The organism is Pseudoalteromonas sp. L21, assembly GCF_021728035.1.
Taxonomy (GTDB): Bacteria; Pseudomonadota; Gammaproteobacteria; order Enterobacterales; family Alteromonadaceae; genus Pseudoalteromonas; species Pseudoalteromonas arabiensis.
In genome coordinates this window covers 219,556-239,766 of record NZ_JAKKCV010000003.1, presented here as the reverse complement: position 1 = coordinate 239,766, position 20,211 = coordinate 219,556, and the positions used below count along the sequence as shown (strand labels likewise).

The following is a 20,211-nucleotide window of genomic DNA, read 5'->3' as shown; positions in this document are numbered from 1 at the left end:
CATTAAGGTAGTTATTTTAGCATAGACTTTTCAGATGACGAATTAAACTAGGACCAAAAAAGCCCAAAGCATATGCAATTGGGCTTGGTTTCTAACAAGCGAAACTTACTTTCTAGGGTTAAACTATTTTCTTCATTGCCGACATGTAACCACGTAATTTACTGCCAACAATTTCAACAGGGTGCTCACGCAGGGCCTTGTTCACCGCGATTAAAGTTTGGTTGTCCACCTGATTTGATGAATCACCTAAACCTTTACCAATCACATCAGTGTCGATATCTTTCATAAAATCTTGTAGTAAAGGCAAACATGCGTGGTTGTATAGGTAGCAACCATATTCAGCTGTATCTGAAATTGTTCTGTTCATTTCGAAAAGCTTTTTACGCGCAATCGTGTTAGCGATCAGTGGCGTTTCGTGTAATGACTCATAGTAAGCTGATTCGTCGATAATGCCAGCAGCAGTCATGGTTTCAAACGCAAGTTCAACGCCTGCTTTAACCATAGCAACCATCAAGATACCTTGGTCGAAGAAAGTTTGCTCGTTAATTTCTTCATCGGTATTTTGCTGTTTTTCGAATGCGGTTTCGGCAGTTTCAGCACGCCATGCAAGAAGCTTTGCATCATCTTCAGCCCAATCAGCCATCATACCGCGAGAGAATTCGCCGCTGATGATATCGTCCATATGCTTATTATAAAGTGGACGCATAATTGTTTTAAGTTGTTCGCTTAATTCAAATGCTTTAACTTTTGCTGGGTTTGATAAGCGGTCAAGCATGTTAGTCACACCGCCATACTTAAGTGCTTCAGTGATCACTTCCCAACCGTATTGGATTAACTTTGACGCGTAACTTGCATCAATACCTTTTTCGACCATTTTATCAAAGCAAAGTAGTGAGCCAGTTTGTAACATGCCACATAGAATCGTTTGCTCGCCCATTAAGTCAGACTTAACTTCTGCAATGAATGATGATTTTAGTACACCAGCACGATGACCACCGGTACCAGCTGCATACGCTTTCGCTTGCGCTAGGCCATGACCTTGAGGGTCGTTTTCTGGGTGAACGGCAATGAGTGTTGGTACGCCAAAGCCACGTTTATATTCTTCACGCACTTCTGAACCAGGGCATTTAGGTGCAACCATGATAACAGTTAAGTCTTCGCGAATTTGCATGCCTTCTTCAACGATATTAAAGCCATGTGAATAGGCAAGCGTTGCACCTTGTTTCATCAGCGGCATGATGGCATTAACAACAGATGTATGTTGTTTATCAGGAGTTAGGTTTAATACTACATCAGCCGTTGGAATAAGCTCTTCATATGTGCCTACAGTGAAGCCGTTTTCAGATGCGTTTAAGAAAGATTGACGACGCTCAGCAATCGCTGACTCACGCAGTGTGTAAGAAACATCTAAACCAGAATCACGTAAATTTAAACCTTGGTTAAGGCCTTGTGCACCACAGCCGACAATAACGAGTTTTTTCCCTTTTAAAGCGTCTACGCCATCAGCAAATTCTGATGGGTCCATAAATTCACATTGCGCTAATTGCGCTAACTGCTCTCTCAAAGGAAGAGTATTAAAATAATTCGCCATTGTTAGTGTCCTATAAATACAAGTTTTTCAAAAAACAAAGAATAAAAGTGTGTGCTCTTTGTATGGCTTAACAGTATGCAATTTTATCTCTTGCGTAAAATGATATATTTGAATTAAAGTGTTTCATAAAATGAAATGGTAGTCACAATGGATCACAAACATCTTAATTACTTCTTAGCCTTAGCTAAAACGCTCCACTTTGCTAGAGCCAGTGAGCTTTGCCATATTAGTGCTCCTACTTTAAGCCGTAATATCAAGCAACTTGAAGATGAAGTAGGCGCAGTATTATTTAATCGTGATAACCGCACGGTTAAGCTAACTCAAGAGGGAAAAGCATTTTGTGATTATGCCAATGCTACGCTTGCCAGTTGGCACCGATTCAAAGCTGATATCCAAGAGCCACAGCAACATATATACGGTAATGTCAGTATTTATTGTTCTGTTACTGCCTCATATAGCTTTTTGCATCAAATTCTTGAAAAGCTTCGGATGCAGCATCCTTATATCGAAATTACACTCAATACAGGTGACCCCGCGCTCGCCATAAATCGTGTATTGGATGGCCATGAAGCCATGGCGATTGCAGCAAAACCAGTTAAATTACCAGGGCAAATAGCCTTTACCAGTATCGGGTATTCTCCTTTGGTACTTATTGGACCTAAAATAGCCTGTCCTATCAGTGAACAACTTAAAGATTTAGAAACAATTCATTGGTCTAATTTAGAATTCATAGTTGCTGAACAAGGATTATCTAGGCAGCGATTAGAGCAGTGGTGGCGAAAGAAAAATATTCATGGTCGTATTTACGCCCATGTAGCAGGTCATGAAGCCATGGTGTCGATGGTAAGTTTGGGTTTAGGTGTTGCTATGGTACCTAAAATTGTACTTGATAATAGCCCATTAAAAGAAAAGGTTCAGGTTATTAGTGACGCTGAAAAAGATATTCCAGGCTTTGAAATTGGCTTAGCAGTGCTTAAGAAGGAGCGGCATGATCCCGCATTAAATGCTATTTGGGAAATTGCGCAGTCGTTACTAACTTATTAAGCATGATTGGTCATCGTTTTAATAGCAGGAATAAGCCGTTTTTATAGAATTGATATGGAAACTTGACAGCGATGTCATTTTGCATCTAGTGTTAATAAAAGGTTAAAACCCATTTTAGAAACACACAATTCAAAGGAAAGACGATGAAAACCCACTCTATTAAACTGCTTGCTCTGCAAGTTGCTCTTATCGCCTCTGCTAATGCATTAACGATTGTTGATGACCCGAATAACCCAAACGGCTATTTGCTATCTCGTGCAGAACTAAATGCGGCTCGTGATGCTAAAGTATCCGATCCCATGTATCAGACTTGGGCAAAAGCGCTTGAAACGAGGGATAATAGTATTGTTGAAGCTATTACACCTAACAATGCAAGCAACCCTGAAAACGTGAAACGTGTTGAACGAGTCTTTGGTCAGCAAGAGTGGGATTTTCTGACGGGAATGGCTGCGCCAGAGTATACTTATACACGTTTTTTGCGGGCAATTGGTAAGTTCCCTGCTTTTTGTGGTGAATACACCGATGGTCGAGATTCTGATGCCATTTGTAAAAAGTCTATCATCACGGCATTTGCACACTTTGCACAAGAAACCGGTGGTCATATCGCCAAAGATAATATCTCTGATAACCCATTACAACTTGAAGAATGGCAACAGGCTTTAGTACATGTCCGCGAAATGGGGTGGTCAGAAGGGCAGGCCGGTTATACAACAGGGTGTGGTCAAAATGATTGGCAAAATCGCCGTTGGCCATGCGCAGAAGGACAAGGTTATTTCGGCCGCGGTGCGAAGCAGCTTTCGTATCATTTTAATTATGGTGCATTTTCGGAAGTGATGTTTAATGGTGATGCAACTGTGCTACTTAACAACCCAAGCTTAGTGGCAGATTCTTGGCTTAATCTTGCTTCAGCAATTTGGTTTTTCTTGACACCTCAAGCACCTAAACCGGCGATGCTACACGTTATTGATAGAACTTGGGTGCCATCACAAAAAGAGCTCAGTGCGGGGATCGGATACGGTTTTGGCACAACAATTAATGTAATAAATGGGGGAATTGAATGTGGCGAGCAAAACCGCACCAAAGGACAGCCAGTAAATCGCATTCGCTATTGGGAAGGTCTATCGAATTACTATTATATCCCGATTGAAACAGATGAAGAGAACACCTGCTGGCAGCAAACTCCTTTTGGTAGTTTAAACCTTAATGATTCGACCGATGTTCTCTACACAAACTGGGAAGCAGACTGGGCATATTACAGCGACAGACCAGGAGGCCAATCATTTGAGTGTAAGTTAGTTGGTTATCAAACTGCCTATTCAGCATTGGTCCCTGGTGATTATGAAAAGTGCGTAACAAACTTTTATCAATCTCATGTAAACTGGCCTCAAGTAACAGTCGTCGACACGCTAACACCACCAGAGGGCAATCCTCCGGTAGGTGGTGTTGCAGCATGGGATAGTACAAAGGTATATGTTAAAGACGACAAAGTAAGTTTTAACAATGTCATATATGTCGCTAAGTGGTGGACTCAAGGTGACTCGCCAGAAACAGCTAATGGACCTTGGTCAGCTGTAAACTAATTTCAAACCATTCAATAAAACCTAAGGCGGTTGATATAATTGTTATCAGCCGCCTATAAATCCCCAGTTATTTAACTTTTGGCTAAACTGACGCGGTGATTTTTCACGTCATTTTCTTAAATTAGCAGATCTCATCTTTTTTACTTAGAGTTTTTGGGTTATTTTGTTCCGCAAAAATAGCCATAAAAACAATCCTTTTGTATTGTTTTTTGTTAATGGTTTCCGTGTTTTTTGCTGGGATTTAGCGATTATTGCAGATTTTTTATTGATTTTTTTCAATGTGTTGCTAACGTAAATCAAAATAATAAAAATACTGATGGCATGGACACATGATTCTGTCAGCTCACGTTGAGCATTCGCTGAGCTATTCAAGTAGCTGTTTGAAGCGCGCTATTCCCTTAATGGTTAAATACAAAATGCCTATTACACCGCTTAATTATGCGTTGTGGTATTGCTATGTAAGTGGCAGAAATAAAGCGCTTAATGAAGAACTTGATAATATTATTCGCACATTCAGTACATGCGACCAAGAGCGAGCCAAGTATCTTTTTAATAAATATTTATCTCAAGATGATCTGTCTTTGTTCTATCAACTATCGAATGATTTTAATGGTGTTGTAAGTAATGTTCAGCAAGGCATAAACGACACGCTTGTTCACTCTATTCAGTTTAATCAAACACTCCAAGAGTGCCGAGAGCAACTCAATGATGTAAATTTAAGTGATGGAGATAGCTTTGATAATGTGTTGGACTGTGTAGAGCGACTAAGTGGTGAGTCAGCCGCTTTACAAAACCGTGCACAGGATTTTCAAAACCAGTTAGCACAAGCCTATGCAGAAATATCCGAATTAAAGCAGGAGCTTAGTCTTTCGAAAAATAAAGCAGAAAAAGATACGCTGACAGGCCTTTATAATCGAGGCAAGTTTGATGAAGACATTTCTCGATTCTGCCAAGCGGCTCATTTGGCTGGTCTTGCGGTGTTGGTGATGGTTGATATTGATCATTTTAAGCAATTTAATGATACATTCGGACACCAAAAGGGAGACCAAGTTCTGAGAGCTGTAGCGAGTAAATTACTCAAACACGTGTCAAGTGTTGGGCAGGTTTATCGCTTTGGTGGGGAAGAGTTTTGCTTTACTGCACATTTTGCAAGTGTCAGTGATATGACTAACTTTACTCAACAGCTGCGCATCGCGATATCGAAGTTACAAGTCAAGAAACCTAAATCGACTAATGTGTTAAGTAAGATAACGGCAAGTTTTGGTATTGCTATTAAGTCTAAGAATAGTCAACCAGAACAACTGATTGCTAAAGCTGACCAAGCTCTTTATCTTGCCAAAGAGCATGGAAGAAACCGTCTTGAGATTGTTGAAGAGTAACAAACTTAGCTGATATATGTATCAAAATTGTGAATACTTGTAACCTATAAAAGACAGCCTATTCACACCTTGATACCATAGACTAACTGGAAACTGCCTGTGGTCGTAACAAACATGAAAACGATAACGATCAATAATTGGGTAATGATGTGCATCTTGATTTTTATATCGATGAATCAAGTCTGTGCTGAAGACTCAACCCGCACAGAACGAGAAAGTCGTTCAGCATCTCAAGAAGTTGAAGCCAATAAGTGGTATTTGGGTGTCAATACAGGAGCTGGGGTGATCACAAACCCGCTGCATGGAGGTGATAATCTACCGCTTATACTTTTACCTGAAATTGCTTATTACGGTGAAAAGTGGTTTTTTGATAATGGTCGACTTGGTTATGCTTTTCATGAAACGTCATCTCATGTTTTTAATGTAGTGGCGGAGTTTAACCCTGAAACGCGCTTTTTTATTGATTTTCACCCTAGTAATGTTTTTGCGCTGCAAACTTCGAGTAGTTTTGTCAATTCCACAGAAAAGAATGAATTGAATGCTGAGCGTATCTCTGTGAACGATATCAGTAAGCGTCGTTGGGCATTAGATGCAGGCTTAAGTTACCATTACATTCATAATAACCATATATTCTCGCTACAAGCATTAGCAGATGTATCCAATGTATATAAAGGCACAAGAAGTGCAGTTCAGTGGCAGACACTCCAGCAAATAGGTCAGTTAGAACTGACTCCAAGTTTAGGCGTTTGGTATAAATCCGCTAAGTTAAACGATTACTTTTATGGCTTATCGGCGAAAGAAACCTTACATGGGAAAATTGGTGTTGGCAGTAGTTGGCAACCTTATGCTAAAATCGACGCCCGTTGGCCCTTGAGTGAGGGCAACTCACTTCGTTTTCATTTAGCATATTACGATTACTCGGGCGTAGATGACAGTCCGCTTTTTGAACACACGTATTCGATGACTGCTTTTATAGGATTCAATCATATTTTTTAATATGAAGTTTTTTGTTTTTAGTCTGGGTGTGTTTGTTGCTGTTTTTTGGGGATTCCCGAGCCATGCACAAGCATCTCTCTTCGATGTATCACCTAAAGTGTGTGTTGTTTTTCAACAGCACGAATTTTGCGATCTTGAACTAAAAATAAGTTGGCAGTTAACACACCCTCAAGATGTATGTTTGTATCAGAATGATCAACAAGTTCAGTGCTGGCAGAACATGCAAAAAGGCCGTTTTAGCTATAAAGCGCGGGTTCAGGTTGAAACAATATACTCCTTAGTCAATCCGCACACGGGGAGCAAAGTTGCGACAGCAAAAGTTGAAGTGCAGAGCACAGAAGCAAAAACGACAAGACGAAGATTACGCTCTCCGTGGAGCTTTTTTTAATTCAGGAGCAACCAATGACAAAGATTTTACTTGTTGAAGATGATCTCGGTTTACAACAGTTAACACGAGACTACCTTCAGCACAATGGGTTGGATGTTGCGGTCCTTGAACGCGGCGATGAAGTTTTCGAATACCTAGAAAATAACCCTGTTGATTTAATGATTCTTGATGTCATGTTACCAGGTAAAGATGGCTTTAGTGTGTGCCGTCAAGTACGCGATAAGTTTAACTTGCCAATTCTTATGTTAACCGCGAAAGGTGAAGATTTTGATCAGGTCATCGGTCTGGAGCTTGGTGCTGATGACTATGTAATCAAACCGGCAGAACCGCGTGTACTACTTGCAAGAATCAATGCGTTACTGCGCCGTGGGCATGCAACGACTAAAGCCCCTGAAGAAATCACATTTGGTGATTTATCAATTGATAAAACGAGTCGCATTGTTACACTTAAAGGCAATGAGATTACACTTACATCACATGAATTTGAATTATTGTGGCTTTTAGCTTCAAATGCAGGTGAAGTGCTAAGCCGTGAGCATGTCCATCAACATATGATTGGACGTCAATATGATGGTTTAGATCGCACTGTTGATGTTCGGGTATCAAGAATCCGCAAGAAGTTAGGTGATAACAGTGATAAACCATACCGTATTAAAACAGTTTGGGGACAGGGATACTTATTCGTATCAGATGCTTGGGAAATCTAGCTGTTAATGGGGAAGCTGTTTGCGAGTTTATATCTTTATATAATCGTTTCTCTGTTTCTTGTCAGTGGGGTCATCGAACAACTGTGGCCCTATGAAGACTCCCAACAGCAAATTGCACTCGATAAAGAATTTGGTAAATCGCTCTGGTTATTAAGCCAAACTAAAGACGGCTTATCGAAGCTACAAGATGAATTTGATAGTGAAATCATCGACAGGAATGACTTGGCACTTCCTGATGATTTAAAAGCCGATTTAGCTTCTCACCATTATTTGTACTTATTTAACCAACAACAAGAGGTTATTTGGTACATAACACTCAACGATCAGCAGTTACTTCATATTGGCCCATTGACTGTATCGAACCCAAGCTTTAGCTCTGTCTGGCCTTATTTTTTACTATTGATGGTTGTCGGTGTTCCTGTAGGCTTATGGAGTTTTTTACTGTGGAGAGATTTTAATAAGCTGACCCTTGCTTGTGAGGCTGTAGGTGGTGCGCAAGATTTTGAATTACATGATGCTTCAAAGTCTTTTTTCTTACCGATCACCGATACATTATCTGCCATGCAAGAGCGTATTCAATACTTATTAGCAGCACAGCAGGAGCTAACCTCATCAGTTTCTCATGAATTCAGAACGCCGCTAGCGCGTTTGAAATTCGCAATAGCAATGCTTGAAGAACAAGTAGAAAATGAGCAGTCTTTTACCTATTTAGATAATATGCATGCAGATATTGTTGAACTTGAAGCGTTAGTGTCAGAAATGCTTGAGTACGCACGTCTAGAATCCCACAAGCCTAATCTTATCAACCGCTCATGTGATTTAACTTTGCTAGTTTCAAGCGTGGTTAATAAACTTGAGTTTGCGACAGATATAGACGTGCAAATAAAGGCACCGCTTAGCTTAATTTATAAGTGTGATGAGCACTTTATGGCTCGCTGTATTCAAAACTTATTAGGTAATGCGCAAAAGTATGCTGCACATACAATCATCGTTTCCCTTGAAGAGCATAATAAAGAGCTTGTCATGACTGTTGAGGACGATGGACCTGGCATTGCTAAAAGTGAGTGGGAGAGTGTGTTTAAACCATTCACGCGTTTAGATAAAAGTAGAGATAAGAAAACAGGTGGCTTTGGCTTAGGGCTGGCGATTGTTGCTAAAATTATAAGCTGGCATCGTGGTACGTATGAAGTGAGTGACTCTGAATTGGGCGGTGCAAAGTTTACCATCCGCTTATTTAATACAGAAGATTATTGAGTTTCTGATAAAGCATACTGTTTAATAGTAAAGCTGTAACGCTGATAGTGATAGGTTAAATCGTTTAAAGTAATTAACTATTTTATGACCTATTTAGACATAAAAAAAGCGCCTTGAGGCGCTTTTTTTGAGGTTAAAACCAAAAATAAACAAGTAGCAAATTAATAGACCGCCAGTCAGCAAAAAAGTTCTCAAAAATAAAATTATTTATTGTCTAAAAGGGGCATCAACATTTGCTCTAACCCGTTTAGTTTTACTTCATACATCATTGCCAGCTGAGCGCCAAGCTGACCTGCTGGAAAGCCCTGTTGCTTAAACCACACTAAATAAGGTTCAGGCAATAGTAAAAGAGGGCGTCCAGCGTACTTGCCGAATGGCATTTTCGTATTAATGGCTTGTTTAAGTTGAGCTGTATCCATCTTTATCTCAAACAATTGTTAAAGCTAAATGATACGGTAAAAAGGAGAGAGAAAATAGGCTGTGACGGGCAAGAAACAGCCTATTTAGTGAGGGAGGTAGGCCCCCACAATAGCGTAGCGTTTATTTCGTTAATGACGAAATAAAGTTAATGTAATTGGTGACGACTTTTTTTCGAAAAACCAAGTTCTTTTAATCTACTAACAATACTTGGGTCATCAATTCGAGCGGGGGTTTTACCCTCTCGAAGAAAGTGATCATGTGGCACTTGATAAACATCGAGCATTTTATTAAACAATACAGTTCTAATGTCTGTTGCGCTCATGCCATTTTGCTGTAACTCATCCAGTCGACGTTGTATGTCAATAAGTTTCCCTGAACAAGCATCATCTGCGTTTACTTTTAACGCACTGGTAAACTTATCTTTCATCTTAAACAACCTCAATTAGCTTAACAGTAATCGCACAAACGAAATCGTAAACAGGATTAATAAACTTTTTCGTGCTAAAAATAGATACTTAGCAAAGTATCATATGGCGAGTTTACTCTTTTTTTTGATTGGATGGCTAATCTGGATGTAAAGCTTTGTAAATAAGCTTGACCTGCTTTAGGTACGCCTATTGAAGTGTACTAAAAATAGCAATAGCAAGTCGCTGAATATAATGAAAATAATTCTCAGTACCAAATATAGGCCCTGAGAATTATTTTTTTTACATTATGAGAAAAGTTTTTGTTTTACGTGCTCGGCAAAGCCGCTCCCCGCTTCTAGATAAAAGTTATAGGTAGAATCTACACCCATATCTTCTAACTCTTTTTGCTGGTCAGGGTAATTTGCAATAGCCGTTACTTGGCCTTGGTATCCAGACGCTTTTAGCTGCTCTAGGGCAAAAATATTCTGCATGTGCTTTGGCATCGCAAGCATAACCATGCCAACATGAGAGTGATTTACCCGTTGCCAAAAGTCAGGGTCTGTGGCGTCAGCTAAAAGAACGCGGCGTCCTCGTTTAATGTGCTTATCCACCACATCAGGTTTAATATCAATGCCAGCAACGAGGTTTGGATGTGTTTGACTAATTGTTTCGTACGCCCCTGTACCAATACGGCCCATACCAAAAATAACGATTTTGGTATCGTTTAAGTTCACCGGTAACTCTTCGGTTAAGCGGCTATTACTTTCAAATTTAAGTAGCCAGTGCTCAATCTTGACATAAATTTCGTTAGAGCGTTTATTTAAAGGAGATGCCAAAATAAAAGTAATTGATACGGCAATCGCCATAACCGCGAGCCATTCGGAGGTGATCATATTACTGCTAGCAGCAACGGCACAAACGATTAAACCAAACTCACTATAGTTAGCAAGGCTAAATGCGCTAAGCAGTGAAGTACGTGCACGTAATTTGAAGGCGTTAGTTAAAACATAATAGAGCGCAACTTTAATTGGTAACACTAAAATAATCACCATCGCAACCAATACAGCATGCGCGGTAAGCTCCGCGTTTAAACCTATGTTTAGGAAGAAGCCAACAAGCAAGATATCTTTCAGATTTAGTAATGATTTTGATAGCTCACCCGCTTTTTTATGGGGAGCAAACATCATCCCTATGATAAGCGCGCCTAAATCGCCTTTGAGTCCAGCAAATTCAAAGGCTTGATAACCTAAAACCAGCGCAAAGAAAAAGCCAAATAAAGGCAGTAATTCACCATGCTTAGAGCGATTTAAAATCCAAAACATAATAGGGCGCAGAACCGGAAGCCCTATTAATAATGCTAATGCCCAAATATTAGGTGCTTTACCTGTACTAATCGCTAAGAAAATAACTGCGAATATATCCTGCATTACCAAGATACCTATTGCAATTTTGCCATGTAGACTAGACATTTCTCCGCGTTCTTCAAGGACTTTAACGGCAAACACAGTACTCGAAAAGCTAAATGCAAAACCAACCAAGAGTGCACTTTGCCAAGTCAGTTCGCTGAAAAGAGGAAGTGCGAATGCGCCAAGCAACAGCATAAAACCGCTAAAGAGGGTGCTGCTCAGTACAATATGCATTGACGCTGGTGCCCATACTTGTGGTTTTATAAGGTTAGAAACTTTTAATTTTAAACCAATACTAAACAGCAGTAAGGTTACGCCTAAGCTCGCTAGTGTGTTGAGTAATTCAGTGGTTTTATAGCCATATAAGTTGAGGGCAAACCCTGCTAATAAAAAACCAATTAAAGGAGGAAGCTTTAGCTGATAGACAGCAAAGCCGCACACGAACGCCGTAGCAAAGTATATAAGTTCCATAATTCTTCTTTTGACTTCATTTGTTAGGAGTGTAGCGAAATATTCACTAATGGAAAACAATATCGAATATAAAGAGTCTAAAAAATGAACACTTACGCACTATTTATTGATTAATGCGCTAAAAGCATCATTTTTTCGCTGACATTAGCTTTTAATTGTGGTTAAGATGCAACAACAAAGGAATTTAAGCCAACTAGAAAAGAGACGGCTTAAGGAGAAAAGATGTTTAAGAAAATCCTTGCATCAGTAGGTATTGGTGCAGCAAAGGTGGACACTGTACTGGAAACAGAGCACTTACAACCAGGCCAAAAATTTAATGCAGTTATCGTTATTAAAGGCGGCGATGTAGAGCAAGATATTACTGGCTTAGACTTAGCATTAATGACGCGTGTTAAAGTTGAAGGTGAAGATGGTGAGTATTTTACAAATCATGTGATCGAAAAATGGCGTATCACGGATGTCGGCACGATTGCAGCGGGCGAAGAGAGGCATATTCCGTTTGAAGCACGCTTACATTCAGAGACCCCAATCACGGAAATTAACGCTGGCTATAATCAATCACATGTTTGGTTAGAAACGGGTCTTGATATTGATATGGCGCTTGATCCAACGGATCGTGACTCATTACATATTTATCCGAATGATGCTGTTAGCACGTTTATGCACGCAATGGATAAATTAGGTTTTAACCTAGTCAAGGCAGATGTTGAAAAGGGTTACCTACGCGCACCTACGTTTCAATCTCACTCAGGTTGTTATCAGGAACTTGAGTATCGTCCAGATAGCCGAAGCCTTTTTGGTTTACAAGAAGTTGAGCTGTCGTTTGTGCCTGAAGCTCATAAAACGCATGTGTTAATTGAATTAGACCGTGCTTTTAGAGGGGATGGTTATGTTGATTTAACGATAGAACATGATCACGTAAACCTGTCGCAATTATGTGACCAATTAGAGCGGTTATTCGCTTAGGGCTTAATCGAATAGGTACACTTTAAACCCAGCTACGGCTGGGTTTTTTGTCTTGCAAAAGGAATCTTATGTTTTCTGTTAAGAGTTACGCTGAACTCAGTAAAGATGAGTTATTCGCGATTTTACGAGCACGGGTTGAGGTGTTTGTTGTAGAGCAAACCTGTGCTTATCCAGAGATTGACGAGGTTGATAACCATGACCTGACTCAGCATCTCTTTGTGTTCAAAGAACAACAGCTAGCTGCCTACGCTCGGTGTTATGACAAAAATGAGCAGTTCAGTGCATTTGGTCGTGTACTTGTTGCTAAGCAATTTAGGGGACAAGGGTTGGCAAGCAAACTTGTGCAAATGGCTATAGAGACATGTCAGCAACGCTGGCCAGAGAAAGCTATTTTGATAGGCGCTCAATGTTATTTAACGGGCTTTTATCAACAGTTTGGCTTTAAAAATGTCGGTGATGATTACTTAGAAGACGGCATTCCACATCAGGATATGTGTTTGAAGTAGCCCAAAGCAAAGGGCCACTTCAAGTAAGCGCTTAGCTTAACAGCGAGTTGGCGAATACCAGTGCAATAGCCAATGGACAAATGAATTTGATATACCATGGCCACACTTTCCAGAAAAAGCTGTTTGCAGCTTCTGGGCAGCCTTGTTGAATTTCTTTTAATAAAGATGCACGGTGCCAAATCCAACCGACAAATATACAACACATTAATCCTAAAATTGGTTGGCCAATCTTAGTGGTTAGTGTGATCACAAAGCCAAACAATGTGCCTAAGTTAAAAACGATCGTAAAGCTGACAAGGGCAATAATACCGCCAATTAACCATGTCGCCTGCACGCGTTTTAGAGCAAAGCGCTCAACCGCATAAGAGACGGGTGCCTCCAGCATTGAAATAGATGAAGTTAACGCTGCAATACTCATTAAAGCAAAAAAGGCAAAGCCAACGAAAATACCCACATCACCCATGCTGGTGAAAAGTGCGGGCAGCACTTGAAACACTAACGTATCTTCAGACAGTAGTACGCCTTCAGCAGAGAAAATCTGTACGCCTTGTGCCTGTGCAACATACATCGCAGGAATAATCAATAAACCGGCTACAAAGGCAATAAACACATCGATCAAAGTAACATAAGCACCCAAGGACACGAGATTCTCTTTTTTGCTAATGTATGAACCATAGATGATCATCACACTGGTGCCCAAAGATAGCGAGAAAAATGCTTGTCCAAGGGCATTAACTAGCAGCTCTGGGTTTAAAATAGATGAAAAGTCAGGCACTAAGTAGGCTTTTAAACCTTCAACTGCGCCATCTTGGGTCATCACATAAATGATAAGCATAAACAAAATGCCTAATAGAGCAGGCATCAGGCGCTTTGACCATTTCTCAATGCCGTTTTCAACACCTTTAGAAATAATAGCAACGGTCAAAATAATAAACGCAGCAGTAAAAATTAGGTTTCTTGATAGTGACTGCTCACTTAACCAAGTAATTGCAGGCTCTTGAGCAGTTAATTGTGCTACGGGCTCTAATGTTGCACTGAGCATCCAGCCCGCTACGATGGCATAAAAGCTTAAAATTAAACCAGCACAAATAATACCGCCAAAGCCGACTACAAAAGCAAATTTTTTCTGCCATGGCTGGTTTGTCACTTTTCTAAGGGAACTGACAGCATTGGCTTGCCCATGACGGCCTATAACAAGCTCTGCCATTAATGCTGGGTAAGCTAGGCAAAATGCAAGTACTAAGTAAGCAACTAAAAATGCTGCGCCGCCATTACTTGCTGTTTGTGTAGGGAAACCCCAAATATTTCCTAAGCCAACAGCGGAGCCTGCTGCGGCCATAATAAATCCAAAGCGGGAGCTGAACTCCCCACGTGATGCGCTCATATTATTGTTACTTCTCTATTTGTGACGGCGCTGACAATCTACTTCAATTAACACTAAATAAAAAGGGTTAATAGTGGGCATTTTTACTTGTAATCGCCTCGAATCTGCTGCCAGCATATATTTCGTTCAATTAGCTAATACAATACGTAACAATTAACACAATTGAAACATATTCAAAGGCTTTTATTTTGAATACTGAGGGTAAAGCATGCGCCACCAAGAGACAGGCTTTTTGATACGCTGACAGTGCCATGATGCCAATCAGCCACTTTTGCAACAATCGCGAGGCCTAAGCCATAGCTTTCACCGTCACGATTTCGGTGACTTTGTTCTTGAAAGAACGGACTGAATATTTTCCCCCAGTTTTTTTTATGCACTCCTGGGCCATCATCTTCTACTTTAATAGTAACGAAGCCTTGGTTGTAGGAGGCTGATAAAACTATTTCGCAGCGTGCAAAGTCACATGCATTACTTAATAGGTTTACAATCGCACGTGCTAACCAATCTAAGTCGGCACATATATGTCCTTGTTTTATGTCGTGACTGATGCGTAATGAACGTTGCTCAAGCTTGGGGTGAACTTGTTGAATCAAGCTGAGTAAGTAGCTTTCTAAGTCAGATTCGCTAAAGGTTAGTTTATTTGCTTTTTGCTCTAAGGTAGCAAAAGCAAGATAACTTTTTAGCATTGACTCCATTTGATCTAAATCTTGCTCCATTCGAGATAAGTACTCAAGACGTTTTTCCTCATTAGTACAATCTTGCGCGGCTTCTAAACCGAAGCGTAAGCACGCAACAGGGGTTCTTATATCGTGCGATAAACTCGACGCCATTAGCTTGTTTTCATCAAGTAGTTTCTCAATTTGATTCGCCATGCGATTAAAGGTGAGCTCGACATCTTTAATATAGGTAAAATGAGATGGTTTAATGCGGGTAGCTAAATCACCTTTAGCGAAGCGTTGCGCGGCATCATTAAGGATGCTGAGACGTTTTGCAAGTGGAGCAATAATAAAGCCCATAAAAACACATAACCCAGCATAGAAGAGTAGGGTAAGGAGAACATCATTCCCTTGCTCATGTAAATGCGCTTTCTCTAGACGCATTTTAAGATGGTGTGAGCCAAGTGCCTGCTCGCTGTAGAGTAAGTAGTATCCTTGTTGATCTTCGAGTATTAAGCCTGTAGGCATTGTAATTTGCGAAAGCAGAGAGTGAGGAAGTGCTAATGCTTGAGTTGAGCGATACTCTAGTTGCACGTTGAAATCTTGCTCTAGCTGCTTGATTGCATTCTCGCGTTTATCCGCAGGCAGTACCGACAACTGTTTAGTAAACCCTTTAATCATTTGGGTTTGGCTATGAAAAGTATCTTGCGGCTGATGGGTTTGCTGACTAAATGCGTCAATTAACCAGCCCAATATGATTATTGATAGCAGTGCACTGCCCAGTAATGAAATATAAAACTTTTTCACGCGTTATATCATCTATTGCCACGCTGTCGCGACGAGCAAGTAGCCACGTCCCCAGATTGTTTTAATTTTTTCAGGGTGTTGGGGATCATCATTAAATTTTTTGCGTAGTGACGAAATAAGCACATCGACACTTCTGTCTAACCCATCATATTCTCTGCCTTTTGTTGCTTTGAACACGGCATCGCGCGACACAACCTGACCTGCATTACTGGCCAAGTAATGCAGCAATAGGTATTCCGCACTTGAAATATGCACTTCTTGATCGGCAAAAAAAACAGTGCGTGATTCGGTGTCTATAGTAAGTTTGCCAACAGTTATGTTGGGATTTTCTAAGCGCGACTCTTTGTTATCTGTATTTGCACGTAAGGCCGTTTTTATGCGGGCTAAGAGTGCTCGTGGTCGTACAGGTTTCATCATGTAATCACTTGCACCGACTTCAAGGCCAATTACTTCGTCCATTTCATCGTCTCTGGCTGTGAGCATAATAATAGGCGCTTGGTAAAACTGTCTTAACTCTCGACACACACTAATACCATCTTGACCAGGCAGCATGATATCTAATAAAACTAAGTCCGGTAGTGTCGCTCTGACTTGCTCAATGACTTGGTCACCACGTTGACAAATTGTTGTTTTATAGCCTTGCTCAGTTAAGTATTCTGCGACCCACTTAGCCAGTGAAATATCATCTTCTACTAGCAGAATCGTGCCATAATGTTCCATTTTTTACTCCAAACAGTTAAAACAGTCGCCAACGGCGTTTCTTTTGGCGATTTTGGTACACCCACTGCACTTGTATTTCAGTGGTGTCAACGACCTTGCCATTGTTACTATTGACCAATTCAAAGTTGACCGTTATTGCAGAGTCAAACTGATAGCGAAAAAAGCCCGTTTTTTGCATAAGCCAACACTGCATAATATGTTTACTTTGACCATCACGTAAGCAGTAATTACCCTTTGGCTGGTGCCAAGATATTTCCACATCAGCATAGCAATTTCGTCCTTCACGAAGGGCAACACAGGTATCAGGTAGTGATACTAGGCTTGTCTCTTCTTTAGGTTGTTCTTGCGCTTTGACGCTGATTATAGGGAGCGCTAATAAAAAATAGTATTTAAAAAACATAGCGCAGGCCTACCTTGGCTTTGTGCTGATATTCTTGGGAGACAATAGGACTGTGATGAATATCATCAGAAAACCATGTTGATAGCCAGCCAGTTAAAAATACCCAGTTTTGGTTTATTGGGTATTCAGCATGAAACTCAAAGATAAGACTGTAGGATGTGCTCGGGGTGTAAACAGGTCTGTTTGAATTAGCTTCAGAAGGAGTAATACCGAAGTAATAGTTAGTAAAGTCTTCAGAATAAGCACTTAGCCCGATACCTGAGCGAAACTCCCAATTACGCCAAGGAATTATCTGACTAAAGAAGCTGTTCATTACCCAGCCATTATGGGCGCCTGACATATCATGTAAATACTCAAAGGAGATCTGCGAATTATCAAAGCGTCTTGATAAGCGCAGTCCAACATCAAAGTCATAATTTCTGCTTTTAATACCGGCAAGCTCTTCAATTACGTCTTCTTCGTAAAAAGCTAAGCCGGTTTCATCGAAGCCAGATTGAATATTTGTACCAACTAGGTCAAGTCCCCATTCGAACTTATCAACCACGCTGTAGCCAATGGTCAGCCCACCACTTAATTGGCTTTGATCATAATCAAGGTAAAAGTGTTCATAAGAAAGAGCAAGGTGAATGTCTGGTTCAAAGCCATCATTGTAAGAGTCCATACCGACTAAATAAGAGTCTTCGATATAATAGCCAGCCCCAACTCCCCAATCCCATGCAAAACCTTGGCTGGGTTCTAACGTATTATCAGCGTAGTAACGATTACTTGCATAAGAAGATGTTGCCAATAAAGATAAGCAAAAAAATAATATGGCGCGGCTGGTTTGCAAGTGTGTTGTCCTTGTTACAAATAAGTGAAGTCATCATTATATACGCAATTAGTATATTGTTAAGGAGTTCCCAAAATCTGTAAAAAAGTGTAGTCGAGTCGTAAAGGTGTTAGGGAAGTGTAGCTTGAAGAGATAAGTAGGTGTTTGCACTTTTGTTAAGTGCAAACACCAACCTTTTTATTGAACTTTAATTTTATCGATTAAGATACTGGTGAGATAATACTGCATCATAGGCGTAAGAGCACTGATTTCAGTACGGTTACATGGGCCTTGCTCTTTTGTTAAAGCACTCATGCGAGAAATTGTTTGATACTGAGGTATCACAATATCGGTATTATTTATACGCGACATACGCGCTTGTTCCGTATTATGTTCATTAACAAAGCTGGCAACTTCTAGTTCGTTCTTGATCAATTGCTGTTGCTCAAAGCTATAGATGAGCGGCTCACGGTGAAAGCTAGCACTGTCTATAGATGACTTCGCAAACCAGACAACATCGCCTGTTTTTTTATGGGTTAGGCGCATACTTACCTGTGCTTGAATGGTGGCACATTGTTGAGTTGGGAATTGCTCTGCTACTTGGTCAAAAAGTGGCAATGGTTTTTCAGGTATCACTAATTGGTATTCGGTATCGTCAACAAGCTCTAAATCAAGCTGGTGGATAGACAATGTGTAATCTGCTTGGCCATTTTGGACAACTTTTAATTGTTTTTCATTTAATGCTTCTGTTAATTGCGCATATAAAGTGTCAGTTACGCTTGTTTTATCAGCAACGATTGCAACGGTTTGGTTTGCATTTACTGTATGCGCAGGGAGTTGTACCGATTTAACTTTTGGGGCTGCATGTTCAGTTTTATATTCAATTTGAAAACGTTGGCTTTTAAGCGACGGTTTTTCTGGCATCGCTAGTAAAGGCGCTGGCTCTGGTTTAAGGGCGCAACCAGCTGAAATAATTGTAAAAAGCAGTACTACAAGTAAGCGCATAAAGAAAAGTCTACCCATAAAAAAGTTAATATTGTGCGTATTGTACGTTAGTCGAAGCAAAAGTTCATGATATTATGTAATGAGAAACTTCCGAAACAGACTAAAACAATAACGAATGAAGTACACGCTCACTTTTATAATCTTTCTATTTTCTTCTTTTTTTCTCCTTCTTTTCAGTGGGTATGCTTCAGGTAGTGACTCAAATTGGCAGCCCTTCGTTAGCGAGTACAATAAATACCTAAGAGGAAAGTTAAGAGCCAAAGGAATTCCCGGTGGCTCTTTGGCAATTGTTAAAGTGGGTGAGGAAGACTTTGTCCAAGGCATTGGCCGAACTAAAATATCAAAAGGGCGAAAAGTAGATAAACACACACGATTTCGCTTGGCTTCAGTTTCTAAAACATTTGCAGGGTCATTGACATCAAAGCTTGCGACTCAGGGAGAGTTCAATATTGACGATCCGATCAGTAAGTTCATTCCTGAATTTAATAATACTGTCTATAAAGATGATTTAAAAATTTATCATATTCTGAGCCATTCAAGCGGTTTAGTGCCAAATGCTTACGACAATTTAATAGAATCAAGAATGAGTTACCCAGACATTGTTAAACAGCTTCTAACTGTTGAACCTATTTGCAAACCGGGTGAGTGTTATGGCTATCAAAATGTGATGTTCAGTCTCATTGATTCAATTATTTATAAAACAACTCAAATGGATTATGCCCATTGGATAGCTGAATATATTTTTGCACCATTAAAAATGACGGATGCGAGCGTAGGCTACGAAGGTATGGTGCGTGACAATAATTATGCTCATCCTCATGTAAGAGGAAGAAAGCGTTGGTACACCTCTCGCTTAAAAAAGAATTACTACAAGGTAGCAGCCGCTGCGGGGGTTAATGCCAGCGCTAGTGATATGGCTATTTGGTTAAATGCGCAGCTAGGCCAGTACCCTGATGTTTTGCCGCTGGATGCGCTTATAAAACAAACGCGACCATACACCCATACAAAAAAAGAAACACGGCGTCGGGTATGGCGAGGGCATGTAAAAGATGCCTATTACGGCCTTGGTTGGCGAGTATATGATTACGATGGAGAAGTACTTTTTTACCATAGTGGTTGGGTACAAGGCTACCGCAGTGACTTAGTCGTTTTTCCACATTTAAATATTGGTTTTAGTCTAGTACTTAATGCGGAAACAGGGTTAATTAATGAGCTAACAACCGAATTTATAAATCGCACACTGAAATATGCGCGAGAAAGTGAGTCGAGCTAGTTATATATTTAGTCTAGGCATTAAAAAAGCCAGCAAGCTGGCT

General features: G+C 40.3%; 20 protein-coding genes. 10 read left to right on the top strand and 10 right to left on the bottom strand.

What is annotated here, in order from left to right; all coding sequences use genetic code 11:
* Window positions 1-118 precede the first annotated feature (118 nt).
* Window positions 119-1,591, bottom strand: a complete 1,473-nt coding sequence (ilvC, locus tag L3V41_RS09955) for a ketol-acid reductoisomerase (protein ID WP_062570549.1) — start codon at window positions 1,589-1,591, stop codon at window positions 119-121.
* Between the two features lie 147 nt (window positions 1,592-1,738).
* Between ilvC and ilvY the strand changes: the two genes are divergently transcribed.
* From ilvY to L3V41_RS09920, 7 genes are all read left to right on the top strand, one after another.
* Window positions 1,739-2,635 (top strand): HTH-type transcriptional activator IlvY, encoded by an 897-nt coding sequence (ilvY, locus tag L3V41_RS09950; protein ID WP_062570550.1) that lies wholly within the window; start codon window positions 1,739-1,741, stop codon window positions 2,633-2,635.
* Between the two features lie 143 nt (window positions 2,636-2,778).
* On the top strand, window positions 2,779-4,215 hold the full coding sequence (locus tag L3V41_RS09945) for a chitinase (RefSeq protein WP_237127650.1): 1,437 nt from the start codon (window positions 2,779-2,781) through the stop codon (window positions 4,213-4,215).
* Between the two features lie 329 nt (window positions 4,216-4,544).
* Entirely contained in the window at window positions 4,545-5,594 is a 1,050-nt protein-coding gene (locus tag L3V41_RS09940; protein WP_062570551.1) for a GGDEF domain-containing protein, read from the top strand.
* Between the two features lie 114 nt (window positions 5,595-5,708).
* On the top strand, window positions 5,709-6,590 hold the full coding sequence (locus L3V41_RS09935; protein WP_237127649.1) for a MipA/OmpV family protein: 882 nt from the start codon (window positions 5,709-5,711) through the stop codon (window positions 6,588-6,590).
* Between the two features lies 1 nt (window position 6,591).
* Window positions 6,592-6,978 (top strand): DUF3019 domain-containing protein, encoded by a 387-nt coding sequence (locus L3V41_RS09930; protein ID WP_062570553.1) that lies wholly within the window; start codon window positions 6,592-6,594, stop codon window positions 6,976-6,978.
* Between the two features lie 14 nt (window positions 6,979-6,992).
* Window positions 6,993-7,685, top strand: coding sequence for a response regulator (locus L3V41_RS09925; protein WP_062570554.1), 693 nt, complete (start codon window positions 6,993-6,995; stop codon window positions 7,683-7,685).
* A 6-nt stretch (window positions 7,686-7,691) separates the two neighbouring features.
* Window positions 7,692-8,939 carry an ATP-binding protein gene (locus tag L3V41_RS09920; RefSeq protein WP_237127648.1) on the top strand — a complete coding sequence of 416 codons (1,248 nt, stop codon included), beginning with the start codon at window positions 7,692-7,694 and terminating at the stop codon, window positions 8,937-8,939.
* 203 nt (window positions 8,940-9,142) lie between these two features.
* Here L3V41_RS09920 and L3V41_RS09915 read toward each other — a convergent pair whose 3' ends face one another.
* The 3 genes from L3V41_RS09915 to L3V41_RS09905 all read right to left on the bottom strand — a co-directional run bounded on the left by L3V41_RS09915 (window position 9,143) and on the right by L3V41_RS09905 (window position 11,643).
* The gene (locus L3V41_RS09915; protein WP_062570556.1) at window positions 9,143-9,358 is read right to left on the bottom strand and encodes a DUF3820 family protein; all 216 of its coding nucleotides are present in this window, start codon (window positions 9,356-9,358) and stop codon (window positions 9,143-9,145) included.
* A 146-nt stretch (window positions 9,359-9,504) separates the two neighbouring features.
* Complete coding sequence (locus L3V41_RS09910) at window positions 9,505-9,786, bottom strand: hypothetical protein (protein ID WP_062570557.1); 282 nt, start codon at window positions 9,784-9,786, stop codon at window positions 9,505-9,507.
* 285 nt (window positions 9,787-10,071) lie between these two features.
* On the bottom strand, window positions 10,072-11,643 hold the full coding sequence (locus tag L3V41_RS09905) for a cation:proton antiporter family protein (protein ID WP_193988584.1): 1,572 nt from the start codon (window positions 11,641-11,643) through the stop codon (window positions 10,072-10,074).
* A 222-nt stretch (window positions 11,644-11,865) separates the two neighbouring features.
* On the opposite strand from L3V41_RS09905, the gene L3V41_RS09900 reads away from it, so the two are divergent.
* Both L3V41_RS09900 and L3V41_RS09895 read left to right on the top strand, forming a co-directional pair.
* A complete protein-coding gene (locus L3V41_RS09900; protein ID WP_062570559.1) occupies window positions 11,866-12,609 on the top strand; it encodes a sporulation protein in 744 nt (247 codons plus the stop codon).
* Window positions 12,610-12,677: 68 nt separating this feature from the next.
* Entirely contained in the window at window positions 12,678-13,115 is a 438-nt protein-coding gene (locus tag L3V41_RS09895) for a GNAT family N-acetyltransferase (RefSeq protein ID WP_062570560.1), read from the top strand.
* Window positions 13,116-13,146: 31 nt separating this feature from the next.
* Here L3V41_RS09895 and L3V41_RS09890 read toward each other — a convergent pair whose 3' ends face one another.
* From L3V41_RS09890 to L3V41_RS09865, 6 genes are all read right to left on the bottom strand, one after another.
* A complete protein-coding gene (locus L3V41_RS09890; RefSeq protein WP_237127647.1) occupies window positions 13,147-14,499 on the bottom strand; it encodes a sodium-dependent transporter in 1,353 nt (450 codons plus the stop codon).
* A gap of 173 nt (window positions 14,500-14,672) precedes the next feature.
* A complete protein-coding gene (locus L3V41_RS09885) occupies window positions 14,673-15,962 on the bottom strand; it encodes an ATP-binding protein (protein WP_237127646.1) in 1,290 nt (429 codons plus the stop codon).
* Between the two features lie 12 nt (window positions 15,963-15,974).
* Window positions 15,975-16,682: a response regulator transcription factor gene (locus L3V41_RS09880; RefSeq protein ID WP_237127645.1), complete on the bottom strand. Its 708-nt coding sequence runs from the start codon at window positions 16,680-16,682 to the stop codon at window positions 15,975-15,977.
* A gap of 16 nt (window positions 16,683-16,698) precedes the next feature.
* Window positions 16,699-17,082, bottom strand: a complete 384-nt coding sequence (locus L3V41_RS09875) for a DUF3019 domain-containing protein (protein ID WP_062570564.1) — start codon at window positions 17,080-17,082, stop codon at window positions 16,699-16,701.
* Window positions 17,072-17,911 carry a MipA/OmpV family protein gene (locus L3V41_RS09870; protein ID WP_237127644.1) on the bottom strand — a complete coding sequence of 280 codons (840 nt, stop codon included), beginning with the start codon at window positions 17,909-17,911 and terminating at the stop codon, window positions 17,072-17,074. Before L3V41_RS09870 ends, L3V41_RS09875 begins: the two co-directional genes overlap by 11 nt.
* A 177-nt stretch (window positions 17,912-18,088) precedes the next feature.
* Complete coding sequence (locus tag L3V41_RS09865; RefSeq protein ID WP_062570566.1) at window positions 18,089-18,895, bottom strand: hypothetical protein; 807 nt, start codon at window positions 18,893-18,895, stop codon at window positions 18,089-18,091.
* Between the two features lie 115 nt (window positions 18,896-19,010).
* On the opposite strand from L3V41_RS09865, the gene L3V41_RS09860 reads away from it, so the two are divergent.
* Entirely contained in the window at window positions 19,011-20,168 is a 1,158-nt protein-coding gene (locus L3V41_RS09860) for a serine hydrolase domain-containing protein (RefSeq protein WP_193988589.1), read from the top strand.
* The last annotated feature ends 43 nt before the right edge of the window (window positions 20,169-20,211 follow it).

What these genes read in the sequence shown, in the direction of transcription:
- L3V41_RS09910 (WP_062570557.1), bottom strand. Translation starts at nt 9,786, where the DNA reads ATGAAAGATAAGTTTACCAGTGCGTTAAAAGTAAACGCAGATGATGCT.
- L3V41_RS09895 (WP_062570560.1), top strand. Translation starts at nt 12,678, where the DNA reads ATGTTTTCTGTTAAGAGTTACGCTGAACTCAGTAAAGATGAGTTATTC.
- L3V41_RS09920 (WP_237127648.1), top strand. Translation starts at nt 7,692, where the DNA reads ATGGGGAAGCTGTTTGCGAGTTTATATCTTTATATAATCGTTTCTCTG.
- L3V41_RS09880 (WP_237127645.1), bottom strand. Translation starts at nt 16,682, where the DNA reads ATGGAACATTATGGCACGATTCTGCTAGTAGAAGATGATATTTCACTG.
- L3V41_RS09890 (WP_237127647.1), bottom strand. Translation starts at nt 14,499, where the DNA reads ATGAGCGCATCACGTGGGGAGTTCAGCTCCCGCTTTGGATTTATTATG.
- L3V41_RS09940 (WP_062570551.1), top strand. Translation starts at nt 4,545, where the DNA reads ATGATTCTGTCAGCTCACGTTGAGCATTCGCTGAGCTATTCAAGTAGC.
- ilvC (WP_062570549.1), bottom strand. Translation starts at nt 1,591, where the DNA reads ATGGCGAATTATTTTAATACTCTTCCTTTGAGAGAGCAGTTAGCGCAA.
- L3V41_RS09860 (WP_193988589.1), top strand. Translation starts at nt 19,011, where the DNA reads ATGAAGTACACGCTCACTTTTATAATCTTTCTATTTTCTTCTTTTTTT.
- L3V41_RS09865 (WP_062570566.1), bottom strand. Translation starts at nt 18,895, where the DNA reads ATGCGCTTACTTGTAGTACTGCTTTTTACAATTATTTCAGCTGGTTGC.
- L3V41_RS09875 (WP_062570564.1), bottom strand. Translation starts at nt 17,082, where the DNA reads ATGTTTTTTAAATACTATTTTTTATTAGCGCTCCCTATAATCAGCGTC.
- L3V41_RS09900 (WP_062570559.1), top strand. Translation starts at nt 11,866, where the DNA reads ATGTTTAAGAAAATCCTTGCATCAGTAGGTATTGGTGCAGCAAAGGTG.
- L3V41_RS09935 (WP_237127649.1), top strand. Translation starts at nt 5,709, where the DNA reads ATGAAAACGATAACGATCAATAATTGGGTAATGATGTGCATCTTGATT.
- ilvY (WP_062570550.1), top strand. Translation starts at nt 1,739, where the DNA reads ATGGATCACAAACATCTTAATTACTTCTTAGCCTTAGCTAAAACGCTC.
- L3V41_RS09945 (WP_237127650.1), top strand. Translation starts at nt 2,779, where the DNA reads ATGAAAACCCACTCTATTAAACTGCTTGCTCTGCAAGTTGCTCTTATC.
- L3V41_RS09905 (WP_193988584.1), bottom strand. Translation starts at nt 11,643, where the DNA reads ATGGAACTTATATACTTTGCTACGGCGTTCGTGTGCGGCTTTGCTGTC.
- L3V41_RS09925 (WP_062570554.1), top strand. Translation starts at nt 6,993, where the DNA reads ATGACAAAGATTTTACTTGTTGAAGATGATCTCGGTTTACAACAGTTA.
- L3V41_RS09915 (WP_062570556.1), bottom strand. Translation starts at nt 9,358, where the DNA reads ATGGATACAGCTCAACTTAAACAAGCCATTAATACGAAAATGCCATTC.
- L3V41_RS09930 (WP_062570553.1), top strand. Translation starts at nt 6,592, where the DNA reads ATGAAGTTTTTTGTTTTTAGTCTGGGTGTGTTTGTTGCTGTTTTTTGG.